The 15,390-nt window shown below is 59.6% G+C and carries 8 protein-coding genes; 6 read left to right on the top strand and 2 right to left on the bottom strand.

Translation table 11 applies throughout. The features are described from left to right. Positions 1–140: 140 nt before the first annotated feature. From ACRESJ_RS10820 to ACRESJ_RS10795, 6 genes are all read left to right on the top strand, one after another. Positions 141–458, top strand: a complete 318-nt coding sequence (locus ACRESJ_RS10820) for a DUF2934 domain-containing protein (protein ID WP_431757897.1) — start codon at positions 141–143, stop codon at positions 456–458. 93 nt (positions 459–551) lie between these two features. After that, a complete protein-coding gene (glgX, locus tag ACRESJ_RS10815) occupies positions 552–2,711 on the top strand; it encodes a glycogen debranching protein GlgX (protein WP_431757896.1) in 2,160 nt (719 codons plus the stop codon). Positions 2,712–2,909: 198 nt separating this feature from the next. Further along, entirely contained in the window at positions 2,910–3,668 is a 759-nt protein-coding gene (locus ACRESJ_RS10810; protein ID WP_431757895.1) for a PIG-L deacetylase family protein, read from the top strand. A gap of 104 nt (positions 3,669–3,772) precedes the next feature. Next, the gene (locus ACRESJ_RS10805) at positions 3,773–4,573 is read left to right on the top strand and encodes an endonuclease/exonuclease/phosphatase family protein (protein WP_431757894.1); all 801 of its coding nucleotides are present in this window, start codon (positions 3,773–3,775) and stop codon (positions 4,571–4,573) included. Between the two features lie 286 nt (positions 4,574–4,859). After that, complete coding sequence (locus ACRESJ_RS10800) at positions 4,860–7,574, top strand: autotransporter outer membrane beta-barrel domain-containing protein (RefSeq protein ID WP_431757893.1); 2,715 nt, start codon at positions 4,860–4,862, stop codon at positions 7,572–7,574. A 317-nt stretch (positions 7,575–7,891) separates the two neighbouring features. Beyond that, complete coding sequence (locus ACRESJ_RS10795; protein WP_431757892.1) at positions 7,892–8,959, top strand: autotransporter domain-containing protein; 1,068 nt, start codon at positions 7,892–7,894, stop codon at positions 8,957–8,959. A 654-nt stretch (positions 8,960–9,613) separates the two neighbouring features. On the opposite strand, the gene glgB is transcribed toward ACRESJ_RS10795, so the two are convergent. Both glgB and treS read right to left on the bottom strand, forming a co-directional pair. Next, positions 9,614–11,848, bottom strand: a complete 2,235-nt coding sequence (gene glgB, locus ACRESJ_RS10790) for a 1,4-alpha-glucan branching protein GlgB (protein ID WP_431757891.1) — start codon at positions 11,846–11,848, stop codon at positions 9,614–9,616. A gap of 2 nt (positions 11,849–11,850) precedes the next feature. Continuing rightward, positions 11,851–15,192, bottom strand: a complete 3,342-nt coding sequence (gene treS / locus ACRESJ_RS10785; protein WP_431757890.1) for a maltose alpha-D-glucosyltransferase — start codon at positions 15,190–15,192, stop codon at positions 11,851–11,853. Between the last annotated feature and the right edge of the window lie 198 nt (positions 15,193–15,390).

Here is a 15,390-nt window from a genome sequence, read left to right as displayed (position 1 = left end):
ACGAAAATCTGAAGGGACTTTTTTCAAGCGTCGCAGTCACAAAACACAGGGAGCTGATGATCAGCGCCGCGCTGGGGGATTTCCCGGTCAATCTCTTTATCCAGGCTACAAACATTTGAGTTCAGTTCAGGAGCAATGCGATGAGTACCGACGATAAACGCATCCGCGAGTTTGCCTATCAGATCTGGGAGTCTGAAGGACAACCCGAAGGCCAGGAATCCCGGCACTGGGAGATGGCGTGCAAATTGGCGGAAGCCGAAGCCCTGGCGCCGAAAAAACCGGCCAAGGCAGCGGCGAGCAAACCTGCCGTCAGCAAAACCGCCAATGGCAAGGCTGGCAATGGCAAGGTCGCCGCGCCTAAAGCCAAAACCAAGCCGGCCGCGGCCTCGGCCGTGATCCCTCCCGGGGAAAAGGCCGAGAAAAAGCCTCGCGCAGCGCGGAAACCGCCTGCGGTCTGACTTTTTACGAGTTTTCTAGCGTTTGACATAGTGGCGAGTCTGCTCGCCACCGTGGGCGCGTTCGCCCGGTAAAAAGCACTTGCAGGAGCATTTATGACCCGTCCAAATAAAGACACCCCAGCACCTCGTGCCGAGCCCTCGCGAATCCGTGAAGGCCTGCCCTTTCCGCTGGGTGCGAACTGGGATGGGTTGGGGGTCAATTTCGCCCTGTTTTCCGCCAACGCCACCAAAGTCGAACTGTGCATTTTCGATGATGCGGGCGAGGTGGAAATTGAACGTATAGAGCTGCCGGAGTACACCGACGAGATCTACCATGGCTACCTTCCTGATGCCCATCCGGGGCTGATCTATGGTTACCGGGTCTACGGTCCCTACGATCCAGCCAACGGCCATCGCTTCAATCCCAACAAACTGTTGATCGATCCCTATGCCAAACAACTGGTGGGTCAGTTGAAGTGGTCCGAGGCGCTGTTTGGCTACACCATCGGGCACCCCGACGCCGACCTCAGTTTCGATGAACGCGACAGCGCACCCTTCGTGCCCAAATGCAAGGTGATCGACCCGGCGCACACTTGGGGCCACGACCATCGCGTCAGCGTGCCCTGGGACCAGACCATCATTTATGAGACCCACGTACGCGGCTTCAGCATGCGCCACCCTTCGGTGCCCGATAACGTACGCGGCACCTTCGCCGGGCTGATGGTCGACGACGTCCTCGAACACATCCGCAAACTGGGCGTATCGACCGTGGAGTTGCTGCCGATCCACGCGTTCGTCAACGACCAGCACCTGCTACACAAGGGCATGACCAATTACTGGGGCTACAACAGCATCGCCTTCTTCGCCCCCGACCCGCGTTACCTGGCCAGCGGCAAGATTGCCGAATTCAAGGAAATGGTCGCGCACCTGCATGAAGCCAATCTGGAAGTGATCCTCGACGTGGTCTACAACCACACCGCCGAGGGCAACGAACAGGGGCCAACCCTGTCCATGCGCGGCATCGACAACGCCTCTTACTATCGCCTGATGCCCGATGACAAACGCTTCTACATCAACGATTCCGGCACCGGCAACACGCTGGACCTGAGCCATCCGTGCGTGCTGCAGATGGTCACCGACTCCCTGCGCTACTGGGCCTCGGAAATGCACGTCGATGGTTTTCGTTTCGACTTGGCGACCATTCTTGGGCGCTATCACGATGGTTTCGACGAGCGGCACAGCTTCCTCGTCGCTTGCCGTCAGGACCCGGTCCTGCGTCAGGTGAAACTGATCGCCGAGCCCTGGGACTGCGGCCCCGGTGGGTATCAGGTCGGCAACTTTCCACCGGGCTGGGTGGAATGGAACGACAAGTTCCGCGACACCGTGCGCGCGTTCTGGAAAGGGGACGATGGCCAACTGGCGGACTTCGCCAGCCGCATGACCGCCTCCGGCGAGATGTTCAATCAGCGTGGCCGGCGCCCGTTCGCTTCGGTGAACTTCGTGACCGCCCACGATGGCTTCACCCTCAACGACCTGGTGTCCTATAACGACAAACACAACGAAGCCAACGACGAAAACAATCAGGACGGCAGTAACAACAACCTGTCCTGGAACCACGGCGTCGAAGGCCCCACCGACGATCCCGAAATCAACGCCCTGCGTCACCGGCAAATGCGCAACTTCTTCGCCACATTGATCCTGGCCCAGGGCACGCCGATGCTGGTGGCCGGCGACGAATTCGCCCGTACTCAGAACGGCAACAACAACGCCTATTGCCAGGACAGCGAGATCGGCTGGGTCAACTGGGACCTGAGCGAAGACGGCAAGGCGCTGCTCAAATTCGTCAAGCGCCTGATCAAGTTGCGCCTGGCCTACCCGATCCTGCGTCGTGGGCGCTTTTCGGTGGGTAATTACAACGAGGAGATCGGCGTCAAGGACGTCACCTGGCTCGCGCCGGATGGCACCGAAATGACCACCGAGCATTGGCATGACGCACACAACCGTTGCCTGGGCATGCTGCTTGACGGGCGCGCCCAGGAAACCGGGATTCGCCGCAAGGGTGCCGACGCCACCTTGTTGCTGGTGGTCAACGCCCATCACGACATCGTTAATTTCCTGTTGCCGGAAGTACCCGACGGCGGCTTCTGGACCTGCATGGTCGACACCAACCAACCCTCGATTCGTGGCCAGGAACGCTTTGAGTTCGGCCACGAGTATTCGGTCACCGGCCGTTCACTGCTGCTGTTCGAGTTGCAGCATGAGGAAGAGGAATAAAGCCATTAACACCGCGCCGCACGGATAAAAACGCCAATGATGGACCTCTGACGCGACGAATAACGTTACATGAGCAATACTCGATGCGCGGCATGCCAGGGTTCGGTATGCCGCACATTGTTATCAACCCGCCTTCACGGGTCAGGCATGCCAGCATCGTGCGTGACTGAAGGTGAAACGAAACAAGGACGTAGCCCCATGAAATCTGTCTCCACCAGCGAGAGCAGCCTGCCAGCACAGATCTGGAACAGTGCCCTGCAACTGGACAACATCCCGGTCATCAGCACTCAATCCCTGGTCCCGGCCGGGGCTCGCGCCGTCGTGATTGCCCCACATCCCGGCGATGAAGTGGTGACCTGCGGCGGCCTGTTGCAGCTGCTCAGCAGTTTGGGCCATCCCTTGCAATTGATTTCGGTAACCGACGGCAGCGCCAGTCACCCAGGATCGAAACAGTGGTCGGAAAAGCGCCTGGGCGTGTTTCGCTCCCAGGAAAGCGTCGAAGCCTTGCGACGGCTCGGTTTGCCGATGCTCAGTCTGAAATGGATTCGCGGCGGTTTTACCGACAACGCCCTGGCCGAGCATGAGCTGGAGCTCACGCAATTCATTGCCCGCTATTTGCGCCCCGGCGACGTGGTGTTCAGTACCTGGTCAAAGGACGGAAACAGTGACCACGACGCCGTCGGTCGTGCCAGCGCCAATGCAGCGGAGATCGCTGGGGCGACGTTCAATGAAGTACCCGTCTGGGCCTGGCACTGGCCAATGCGCGATCGCGAACTGATTCCCTGGCATCGCGCCCGCAAGTTGCGCCTCGACACCTGGACCGTCGCCCGCAAAAGCCACGCCACCCATGCCTATGCCAGCCAACTCAGCGGCGAGCCGGCCATTGGCATCCCCCCCATGTTGTCCCGGGTGCTGCTGGAGCGGATGCGTTTACCCTATGAGATTGTGTTTGTGTGAAGTGATGTCCATCCCGCCAACAATCGGTCTCAACTCACTCAAACTGAACTGCTCGCGCGCGCATCAGTCGCATACATAGGCAAACCGGATTCAGAGGAGTGAAAGTGACCACCCATTCCAAGTCGCAGGCGGCCGAATCGGTGCCGTTGACCAGTTCGTCGCAGATCCATCGGTTGCGTGTGCTGACGGTCAATACGCACAAGGGTTTCACTGCACTGAACCGACGCTTCATTCTCCCGGAGCTGCGCGAAGCAGTACGCAGCACATCCGCGGACTTGGTGTTCCTGCAGGAAGTGGTCGGCGAGCACGATGGCCATTCCTCTCGCTACAACAACTGGCCACAGACTTCGCAATATGAATTCCTGGCGGACAGCATGTGGAGCGATTTCGCCTATGGCCGCAACGCGGTCTACCCCGACGGCCACCACGGCAACGCACTGCTGTCGAAATATCCGATTCGCGAATACCGAAACCTGGATGTCTCCATCACCGGCCCCGAACGTCGCGGACTGTTGCACTGCGTACTGGACGTGCCGGGGCACGCCGAAGTCCACGCCATTTGTGTCCACTTGAGTTTGTTGGAAAGCCACCGCCAGTTGCAGTTGCAGCTGCTCTGCCAACTGCTCGAATCATTACCCGACAGCGCGCCGGTGATCATCGCCGGTGATTTCAACGACTGGCAACTGCAAGGCAACGCCGCCCTCGCCCGCCGCGACTACCTGCACGAAGCCTTCGAACGCCACCACGGTCGCCCGGCAAAAACCTACCCGGCGCGCTTCCCGCTGCTGCGCCTTGACCGCATTTACCTGCGTAATGCCAGCAGCCATGATCCGAAAATCCTCGGGAGCAAACCCTGGACACACCTGTCGGATCATTTGCCGTTGGCGGTGGAAGTGCATCTCTGACGTCTCTTTCGTTGCAATTCATTCCCTCCTCCGTTCGTCGGATAGCCGCGATTGCCTGTCATTTGTGACAGTAGGCACGCCCCAACAGCACTGTTACGGTCCTCGCATGCGTATCGATCCTGATACGGACATGGACTAAACAGTAGCCGTCGTTGCCGAAGGTTCTTGATCACGGGTATCTACCCTCCTGACGCTGTCTCGCGACCCGCGCTGCCGAAGCTGACTGTTGCCTCGCCACTGTTGAACCTGTGGCAGCACAGTTACCGATCCAATTCGGGAGACGTGTATGCCGTTTGCGACAGACCTGCCCAAGTACCGTTACAGCGCCTGCGCCTTCTCCATTTTTTTGTGCATCGGCTGGCCGCAACCTACGCAGGCCGCCTGCACCTTCACCCCAACCGCCGGTAACGATACTCATGTTTGCGACAGTGGCAGCGGCGGACCGCTGAGTGATACGACGGGCAACAACACGTTGATCCTGCCCACCGGCGGCACCGGCACGATAGGAGGCAACGTGACCACCGGTGCCGGCAGCGACACGATCGACATGAAATCCGGTCGTATCGATGGCAACGTCAATCAAGGGGATGGCGCCGATTCCTTCAACATCACCGAAGGCCAGGTGACCGGAGCTGTGAACCAGGGCAATGGGGTCGACAGTTTCACCATGCGCGGCGGCGTCATTGGGTCCCTTGCCCAGGGCGATAGCCGTGATCTCTTCGAAATGTTCGACGGTAAGATCAAAGGTGCCTTTGAGGACGGTGACACTGCCCGCATGAGGGGCGGCACCATCGGCCGGGTCGACATGAAACTCGATAAAAATCTTTTCGACATGTCGGGTGGGGAGGTCTTCGGCAACGTGGTGACCGGGTTTGACACCGACACCATCATCATTTCCGGTGGCAAGATTGGCGGCAATATCAGTGTCAGCGGTGGCAACGACAGCATCACGATCACCGGAGGTGAAGTCGGCGGCGAGATTCGCGCCAGCACCGGCAATGACACCTTCATCTGGGATGGCGGCGGCATCATCCATTCAGCCATCCTCCTGGAAGATGGCAACGACAGCGCGACCTTGCGCAACCTTGGCGAAAGTACCCTCGCGCAAACTCCGGGCCTCAATGGTGGCAGCGGTGTCGATCTGCTGACTTTCGATCACACCACGACTGCCGGTGCCAGCCGGTACACCAAATGGGAAACGGTCAACCTGAGCAACGGTTCGCAGATCGATCTTGACGGTAACTTCGTTCTCGGTGACAGCAGCAGCGGCACCGGCGTATTCAACATCGACGCAACCAGCAGCCTGACCTCCACCCAAGGCAGCATTACGCCTTTCACCACCGGCCAACGTGCGACCCTGAACAACGCCGGGATTATCGACCTGAGCAGCGGTAATACCCGCACCAACGATACGCTGACTGTGCAAGGCAACTATGCGGGCATCGACGGCCATCTCTCTGTGCAAAGTTCACTCGGCGATGACAGTTCGCCCAGCGATAAACTGGTGGTCAAGGACGGGACGCTGACCGGTACCACTGCAATCACCGTCACCAACCTGGGTGGCGCCGGTGCGCAAACCCTGCAGAACGGCATTCAGGTGGTCCAGGCCCAAGGCACCGCCGTCAGCAACAATGACGCTTTCAGACTCAAAACAAAGGTGTCGGCCGGTGCGTTCGATTACGAGCTGTACAAGGGCGGCGTCACCGTTGGCAGTGAAAACAGCTGGTACTTGCGCTCCTCGGTCGTGGCGGCTCCCGTACTCACAGTGCCCAACCCTGACCCTGCCTTGCCGCCGATTGTCGTACCTGAGCTGCCTGCGGTGCTGACACCTGAGACTGTTCCAGTGCTCGCCGTGCCCAACCCCGACCCCACCTTGCCGCCCATTCAGGTGCCTGTGGTACGCACGCCCGAGGGTGGCGTAGCGCTCGCGGTGCCCAACTCCGACCCGACCTTGCCGCCGATCCTGGTACCGGTGGTGCCAACACCCGTAGCGGCCGCGGGCAGCCCGCCGTTGCCGGTCCCGGCACGCGGCGCCGCGCCCATCCCGCTGTATCGCCCGGAAGTCCCCACCTGGTCGGCGCTGCCACCGGCAGCAGCACAATTGGCCCTGAGTGCACTCGGCACCTTCCACGATCGCCAGGGCGATCAACGCCTGCTGATCGAAACCGGTACTTTTGGCGCAGGTTGGGGGCGTGTCTATGGCAAGAACTTCGACCAGACCTGGGCCGGTACCGTGACACCCAGGCTCGACGGTTCACTGAACGGGTTCCAGGTCGGCAACGATCTTTTCGGTTCGCAACTGGCGGGCGGGCAAACCCAGCGCACCGGTTTCTTCGTCGGCCACAGTCGCTTGAAGGGTGATGTCGACGGTTTCAATCAGGGCTTCGAAGACAAACGCGCCGGTAAAGTCGAACTTGAGGGTGACAGCCTCGGCGCCTATTGGACATTGACCGATCCCGGTAACGCGTACCTCGATGCCGTCGCGATGTACACCTGGCTCGATGGCGACAGCCATTCCGATCGAGGCCTGAAAATCGACAATCACGGCCACGCCGTGACGCTTTCAGCAGAGGCCGGTTACCCCTTTGCGGTGTCCAGCAGCTGGGTGATCGAACCCCAGGCGCAGATCATCCATCAACAAGTCGAGCTCGACAGTCAGGATGACGGTATTTCCCGGGTGACCTTCGATTCCGATCCGTCCTGGACCGGCCGTATGGGGGCCCGCCTCAAAGGCACTTATGACCTTAGCGGTTTGCCGCTGGAACCCTACCTGCGGGCCAACCTGTGGCACACCTTTTCGGGCACCGACACAGTCACTTTCGCCGCAACCACCGATATCGACACCGAGCAGAAGTCCTCCTGGGCCGATCTTGGGGTTGGCGCCATCCTGACGCTCGCGCCCAACGTCAGCGTGTATGCCAATGTCGACTACAGCAGCAATTTAGACAGTAACCAGCAGCGAGCAACGACCGGCAACCTGGGCATCAGATGGAGCTGGTGATACCCGAGCAAAGGCTCTAGACCGTGACATTTTTGACGATTTTTCCAAGAAACAATCACTTAGAGAGGTGTCGTAAATCAGTCACTTATAAGACCCGAAATACCCCTACCATTGATCGGCCATTTTCTTGACGCGACGGCAGGGGTCTTCTTGAATTCACGTTACTACCCCCGGAAACTCAATCAGGGGCAAGCCCCCCCAAGACACCCGCCTACACGGGCCGCCCCCGGCTTGCCCCCATTCATTCGGTCGCCCCTCATTCGGGGTAGGAGAGACGCCAAGGCGAGTACGGCATGCGATAGCAAGGTAGACCCCCCATGAAAACCTCACTCACCCCACACGAGATCAAAGTCAGTTTTTGCACTGTTTCCAGTTCACTCCTGTTGTGTTCTTCCATGGAAGTTCAGGCCCAACCGAACGAGGAAGAGGCAACGCCCTGGTATCGCCAGGACATCCCGGTACTCACCTTGCCCGCCCTCTCCACTCGCTATCCCGGCCTCTTCGGCCCAACCGCCGATATACGAAGCAACCAACTCACTACCGAAGACGCCACGCCTTTTGCCTGGGACCAGATCTACGGCCAAGCCTCACGCCAGGCGCAAACCGATGCACTGGCCCAGGGTTTTACCAATCCAGGCTCGGGCGAAGTTAAGAGCCCAGCCATCCTCACCTTGCAAAGCAACAGCGGTCACACCCAACGCGTAGGCCTGATCGGCGGAACCAATCAGATTCAGGGCAACAGCAATGGCCCGCTGATCAACCGTGCCATGTCCGACCTCAACAGCGACACCCTCAACCTGCAAGGCCAGAGCCTGGGCGCCTACTACAGCTTGACCGGGCCACAAGGCTGGCATGTCGATCTGTCGGCCAGTGGCGGCCGGGTCAACGGTTACAGCCGCAACGAACAGGGTGACCGCCAAGCCACCGAAGGCAGCGCGGTGACGTTGTCGGTCGAAGGCGGCTTCCCGATTGGCATCAGTAAAAACTGGGTAGTTGAACCACAGGCGCAATTGATCAATCAACGGATCACTCTCGACACGCCTAATGCAGGTTCGGATAACGCGTCCTCAAGCGATTTGACGTCGTGGAGCGGACGGGTCGGTGCCAAGTTGAAAGGTAGCTACGACATCAACGGCCTGCCCGTCGAACCCTATGTGCGGACCAACTTGTGGCACACGGTCTACACCGGCAATACCGTGACCCTCGACCAGGTCGACAAGATCAGCAGCAGTCGTAACTCCTCGACCGTAGAACTGGGTTTGGGGTTGGTAGCAAGGGTGACGCCAGCGGTGAGCCTGTATGTCAGCGCCGACTACAGCAGTGATGTGGACGACAATGATTTGAACGGGATCATTGGCAGCCTGGGTGTGCGGATGCGTTGGTGAGAAGAGGTTGAGCGAAACTTTGTGGGAGCGAGGCTTGCCCGCGAAGGCAGCCTCGAATTCACCACCGCAATCGCCAGCAAGCCGGCTCCTACGGATTTGGGTCGTACCCACCCTCAAATACACCCCAGATCCTGTGGGAGCTGGCTTGCCAGCGATGGCGGCCTGCCAGCCAACCATAGTCTCTGGAGTGTACATATCCATTCCTGCGGTAACGGCCACCTATGGTTTCGCTCTTACAGCGACTCCCTTTTGCAAACGCCCAAAAGGAAGCAAAACGCTTTGCCCCGGCGTACGGTCCCTCGCCAAGGCTCGGGATACCTTCGCTCCGGCATCCATCCGGGGGCATCGCCTCCGGTTTGCTGCGCTGCACCTCCTCTCGATGTGTGCGGCTTCGCCGCTCGGCGCTGCGCACCTAACCCCCGGATGAATACCTCCACTCAGCCTGCCGAAGGGGCAGGTAAATCAAGATCAAACGCTCGCGAGGCGAGCTGACACTCGACCTGATTTTTTGCGCCGAGCCTTCTCTAGGGGCGAGCGGTGCGACGATTCGACTTGCCCACGAAGGCCGCCTTCCAGCCGACCTTACTTCCACGGATGTACCGAATCCAACTGTGGGAGCTAGCCTGCTAGCGATGAAAGCGACGCGGTCTTGAATCAGCCCTCCGGCCGCAACACCAACACCGCCAGCGGCGGCAGATTCAACACCAGCGACAACGCCTGCCCATGGCTCGACGTTTCCTCGGCAACCGCCCCGCCACTGTTGCCATAATTGGAACCGGCATAGATCGACGAATCACTGTTGATCACCTCATTCCACTGCCCGGCAAACGGAACCCCGACGCGATAGGCCTCGCGTGGCACCGGCGTGAAGTTGGCCACCACCAGCACCGGCTTGCCATCCTTGCTCCAGCGCAACCACGCATAAACACTGTTGATCGCATCATCGCCAATCAGCCACTGGAAACCCTGCGGCACATCGTCCTGTTCGTGCAGTGCCGGTTCTTCGCGGTACAGGCGATTGAGGTCGCTGACCAGCTTCTGCACACCCTTGTGCTCGGAGTATTGCAGCAGGTACCAGTCCAGTTGCTGATCGTGATTCCACTCGCGCCACTGACCGAACTCGCAGCCCATGAACAACAGCTTCTTGCCCGGGTGCGCCCACATGAAACTCAGGTACGCACGCAGGTTGGCGAATTTCTGCCAGCGGTCGCCAGGCATCTTGTCGATCAGCGAATGCTTGCCGTGTACCACTTCGTCGTGGGAGATCGGCAGGATGAACCGCTCGGACCAGGCATACACCAGGCCGAAACTCAGCTCGTTATGGTGATGGGCGCGGTACACCGGATCCTGCTGGATGTAATGCAGCGAATCGTGCATCCAGCCCATGTTCCATTTGTAGGCAAACCCGAGACCGCCCTGTTGCGTGCTCTGGCTCACGCCCGGCCATGCGGTGGATTCTTCAGCGATCACCAGCGCGCCTGGAGCTTCCAATGCCACGACGTCGTTGAGATGGCGCAGGAAGTCGATCGACTCAAGGTTCTCCCGACCGCCATGGCGATTGGGCACCCACTCGCCGGCCTTGCGCGAGTAGTCGCGGTACAGCATCGAGGCCACGGCGTCGACCCGCAGGCCATCGACGTGGAAATGCTTGAGCCAGTGCAGCGCCGAGGCCAGCATGTAGCCGTGCACTTCGGTGCGGCCGAGGTTGTAGATCAGCGTGTCCCAGTCCTGGTGGAAACCTTCCTGCGGGTTGCCGTACTCGTACAGTGCCGTGCCGTCGAATTGCGCCAGGCCATGGGTGTCTGTGGGGAAATGCGCTGGCACCCAATCGAGGATCACGCCGATTTCGGCCAAGTGGCAGGCATTGATGAACGCCGCGAACTCATCCCCCGAACCGTAACGGGCACTGGTGGCAAATTGCGAAAGCAATTGATAACCCCATGAACCCCCGAACGGATGCTCCATGATCGGCATCAGTTCGATGTGGGTGAAGCCCAGCTCTTTCACATACGGAATCAGGCGCTCGGCCAGCTCGGGCCAGGTGTACTGGCGAGCCACTTCGCCCAGATCGTCCAATTCGCATTGCCAGGAACCGGCGTGCAATTCGTAGATCGACAGCGGCGCGGTCACCTGCTGGCGATCCACGCGGGACGACATCCAGTCCTGGTCTTGCCAGTCAATTTTCAAAGGTGACGCCACTTTGGAAGCGGTGTCCGGTGGCAGACTGGTGGCCAAGGCCATGGGGTCGGCCTTCAAGGGCAAAACCCCTTGTTTGCCGAGGATTTCGTATTTGTAGGCTTCACCCGCTTGCAGGCGTGGAATGAACAATTCCCAGACACCGGTCGGGTGGCGCGAGCGCATGGGATGGCGGCGACCGTCCCAGCCGTTGAAATCACCGACCACCGATACCCTACGGGCATTGGGCGCCCACACGGCGAAACGTACGCCTTCGACCCCGTCCACCGTGGTCAACTGCGCGCCCAGGGCGCTGCTCAAGTCGCGGTGATTGCCTTCGGCGAACAGATACAAATCCATGTCACCGAGCAACGCACCAAAGCTGTACGGATCCTCCGCGGTTTGCTCGCCACCCGCCCAGCGCGTGCGTAGCACATAGGGTTGTGCGCGGTCGTAGTGCCCGACGAACAGCCCGGGCGTCTGGGTCGTTTCCAGTTGACCGAGTTCTTCGCCAGAGTCTTTGGCCACGACCTGCACGCTCAAGGCGTCCGGCAGGTAGGCCCGAATGAATTGCCCGCCGGCACCGTCGCCGTGGGGGCCAAGAATGGCAAAGGGGTCGTGATGCTCGGCGCGTACCAGCGCATCGATATCCCGCGCCCTGGGCAGCAGTGCTTCTTTATGATGATGACCCTGTTCCTTGTTCGAGACACTCATGACTACTCTCCACCAAGTTCGGAAAAGGGTTTAAGCCCACTCAATAATCCATATAAACCATGCAACGGCACGGGCAACCAACCGGGGCGATTCTCCGCCTCATAGGCCACTTCATACGCCGCTTTCTCCAGACCGAACAACGCTAATGCGGCGTCCTCGCCTTGAGGATCTTGCCATGCATGGCCTAGCGTAGCTGCCGCCAGCCGATAAGCGTCGACAAATGCCTGTTTTGCTTCATTTAAATAACGGTCGGCGACTTTCTGCCGGGCCGCTTGCGCCTCGGCGGTGTTGTCGAGGTTGTGCACATTGATCGCCATGGCCGCCGCGTAATCAAATGAGCGCAACACGCCACCGACGTCCTTGTACGGGCTGTGCTTGCCCCGTCGTTCATGCAACGGTCGCGCCGGTTCGCCTTCAAAATCGATCAGGTAAGCATCCCCCTTGATCACCAGCACCTGTCCCAGATGCAAATCGCCGTGTACGCGAAACCGCAAGCCTCCAGCGGTCTGTTTAGCCAGTTCCTGTAGGTGATTGAGGATCGCTTTTTTGTTGTCCAGTAAGCGGCTGACCAATGTCCTGTCGCTCGGGTTCAGTTCGTTTTGATGCTGTTTGAGCAACTTCAGCGCGTGCTCGATTTGCGCCGCCACATCCTTGGCTGTCGCCAGCGCGTCCTTTTGGGTAGTGATGTGCGGATCGAAATCAGGGTTGTCGCTGGATGCCGCCAGCACTTGATGCATCTCGCCCAGGCGCTGGCCCAGCATGCCAGCGAAATCTTTCAGTTCGCCGAGCGCGTTGTAGTGTTGTTCCTGCTCGGACATGGCGTCCGCCAGTTCGTCGCGCAACGCCCGTTCCAGGTTGTTCTGGGTCCATTCCCAGGCATCGCCCTGATTGCTCAGATAGCCTTGGGCGATCATCAGCAGGTTGTCTTCGCCTGCCGCATCCTGACGCACCACCGCCCCTAACAGCGGCGAGATGTTGCTGAAGCCCGCGCGAGTCAGGTAAGCGCTCATTTCCAGTTCCGGGTGTACGCCCGAAGCGACCTTGCGGATCAGTTTCAGCACCAGACTATTGCCCACTACCACAGAGCTGTTGGATTGCTCGGCTGACAGATAACGTACTTCCGATTCAGCCGTCAGCCCCAATTTGGCCAGCTCGGCGGTCGGTTCGAAACGGATCTCCCCGCCGTCCGAAGGCAATACCGTGTTGTTGTGCATGCCCTGCAACACCGCACGGATAAAGTTCTCCAGACTGAATGCGTCGGTGATCAAACCGACCTGCGGCCCGCGGCGTACCCGTGACAGCGCCAGTTGTTGTGGCAATGCCGCACCGACCTGGTCTTCGGCAATGAAGCCGAACGGCAGTTGGTAGCGACTCGTCTGGCCGCCGCTGGTGACTTCGATTTCGCTGAGCAACACCGGGTGCTGCGCATCACCAAAACGTACACCGTAGGCCAGGCTGACCTGATCGATGGCGGCGTCCTTGCCGGCGAACCAACGGCGGTTCTGCAGCCAGCTTGGCAAAATGCCCTGCTCCAACGTGGTGCGCGATGGCGATTCGAGCAGTTCTTCCATGCGTTTCTTCAAGACGAGTGTGGTGAAGTCCGGCAGGCTTTGCGCTGGCTCCACGTGCCAACTCGGCATCTGATTCTCGGCCGCGAGCCCGAACCAATAGAAACCGTAAGGCGCCAGGGTCAGCAGGAAATTCAATTGGCCAATCGGGGGAAAGGCGTTACCGCCGAGCATCTCCACCGGCACCATGCCCACGTAAGCCGACAGGTCCAGCTCCACTGCCTGGGCACTGCGCGAAACGTTGGCCACACACAGAATGATTTCGTGCTTGCCATCCGGCCCGGTGTATTCGCGGGTATAGGCCAGCACCCGGCGATTGGTTGGCGACAGCATTTTCAACGTGCCACGGCCAAAGGCCTTGGATTGCTTGCGCACGGCCAATAAGCGTCGTGTCCAGTTCAACAGCGAATGGGGGTCGCCGGACTGGGTTTCGACGTTGACCGACAGGTAGCCGTATTGAGGGTCCATGATCGGCGGCAAAACCAGGCTGGCCGGATCGGCGCGGGAGAAGCCGCCATTGCGGTCGATGGACCACTGCATCGGCGTGCGCACACCATCGCGATCGCCCAGGTAGATATTGTCGCCCATACCGATTTCATCGCCGTAATACAGGGTCGGCGTGCCCGGCATCGACAGCAGCAAACTATTGAGCAGTTCCACCCGACGCCGGTCGCGCTCCATCAACGGCGCCAAACGGCGGCGAATCCCCAGGTTGATCCGCGCCCGACGGTCGGCCGCGTAGTAATTCCACAGGTAATCGCGCTCCTTGTCAGTGACCATCTCCAGGGTCAGCTCATCGTGGTTGCGCAGGAAAATCGCCCATTGGCAATTGGCCGGGATCTCCGGGGTCTGGCGCAGAATGTCGGTGATCGGAAAGCGGTCTTCCTGGGCCAATGCCATGTACATGCGTGGCATCAACGGAAAGTGGAACGCCATGTGGCATTCATCACCGTTCAAGCCCTGTTTGTCGGTGTCACCGAAATACAACTGTGTGTCTTCCGGCCATTGGTTGGCCTCGGCCAGCAACATGCGATCGGGGTAGTTGGCATCGATCTCGGCGCGAATCTGCTTGAGTACGTCGTGGGTCTCGGGGAGGTTTTCGTTATTGGTGCCGTCCCGTTCGATCAGGTACGGGATGGCGTCCAGACGCAATCCGTCGATGCCCATGTCGAGCCAGTAGCGCATCACCGACAGAACGGCTTTCATGACCTGCGGGTTGTCGAAATTCAGGTCGGGTTGGTGGGAATAAAAGCGGTGCCAGAAGTACTGACCGGCTACCGGGTCCCAGGTCCAGTTGGACTTTTCGGTGTCGAGAAAGATGATGCGGGTGCCGTCGTACTTTTGATCGTCATCGGACCACACATAGAAATCCCGTGCCGCCGAGCCCGGTTTGGCTTTGCGGGCACGCTGGAACCACGGGTGCTGGTCTGAAGTGTGATTGATGACCAGTTCGGTGATGACCCGAAGCCCGCGCTTGTGCGCCTCGGCGATAAAACGCTTGGCGTCGGCCATGGTGCCGTAGTCGCTGTGGACGCCACGGTATTCGGCGATGTCGTAGCCATCGTCGCGCCTTGGCGAGGGATAGAACGGCAAGAGCCAGATAGTATTGACGCCGAGTTCGGCGATGTAGTCGAGTTTGGCAATCAGGCCGGGAAAGTCGCCGATCCCGTCGTTATTGGAGTCGAAATAGGATTTGACGTGAACCTGATAGATCACCGCGTCCTTGTACCAGAGCGGGTCCTTGATGAAGGTGGCTGCAGTGGGTTTCTTCGCCATTTGAAACTCCTGTTGAAAACGAGAGAACGCTGCGCTGAGCGAGATCGTTCCCACACTCTGCGTGGGAATGCATCCCGTGACGCTCTGCGTCACAGCGATGGACGCGGAGCGTCCGAGGCGGCGTTCCCACGCAGAGCGTGGGAACGATCATGGGCTACAGGCTGATCCTCCAGATCCCGAACGGCTGATACGCCGGGT

This window comes from Pseudomonas sp., assembly GCF_050739655.1.
Classification (GTDB): Bacteria; Pseudomonadota; Gammaproteobacteria; order Pseudomonadales; family Pseudomonadaceae; genus Aquipseudomonas.
Note: the sequence above shows the minus strand (reverse complement) of the source record. Positions and strands in the feature narration are given on the sequence as shown.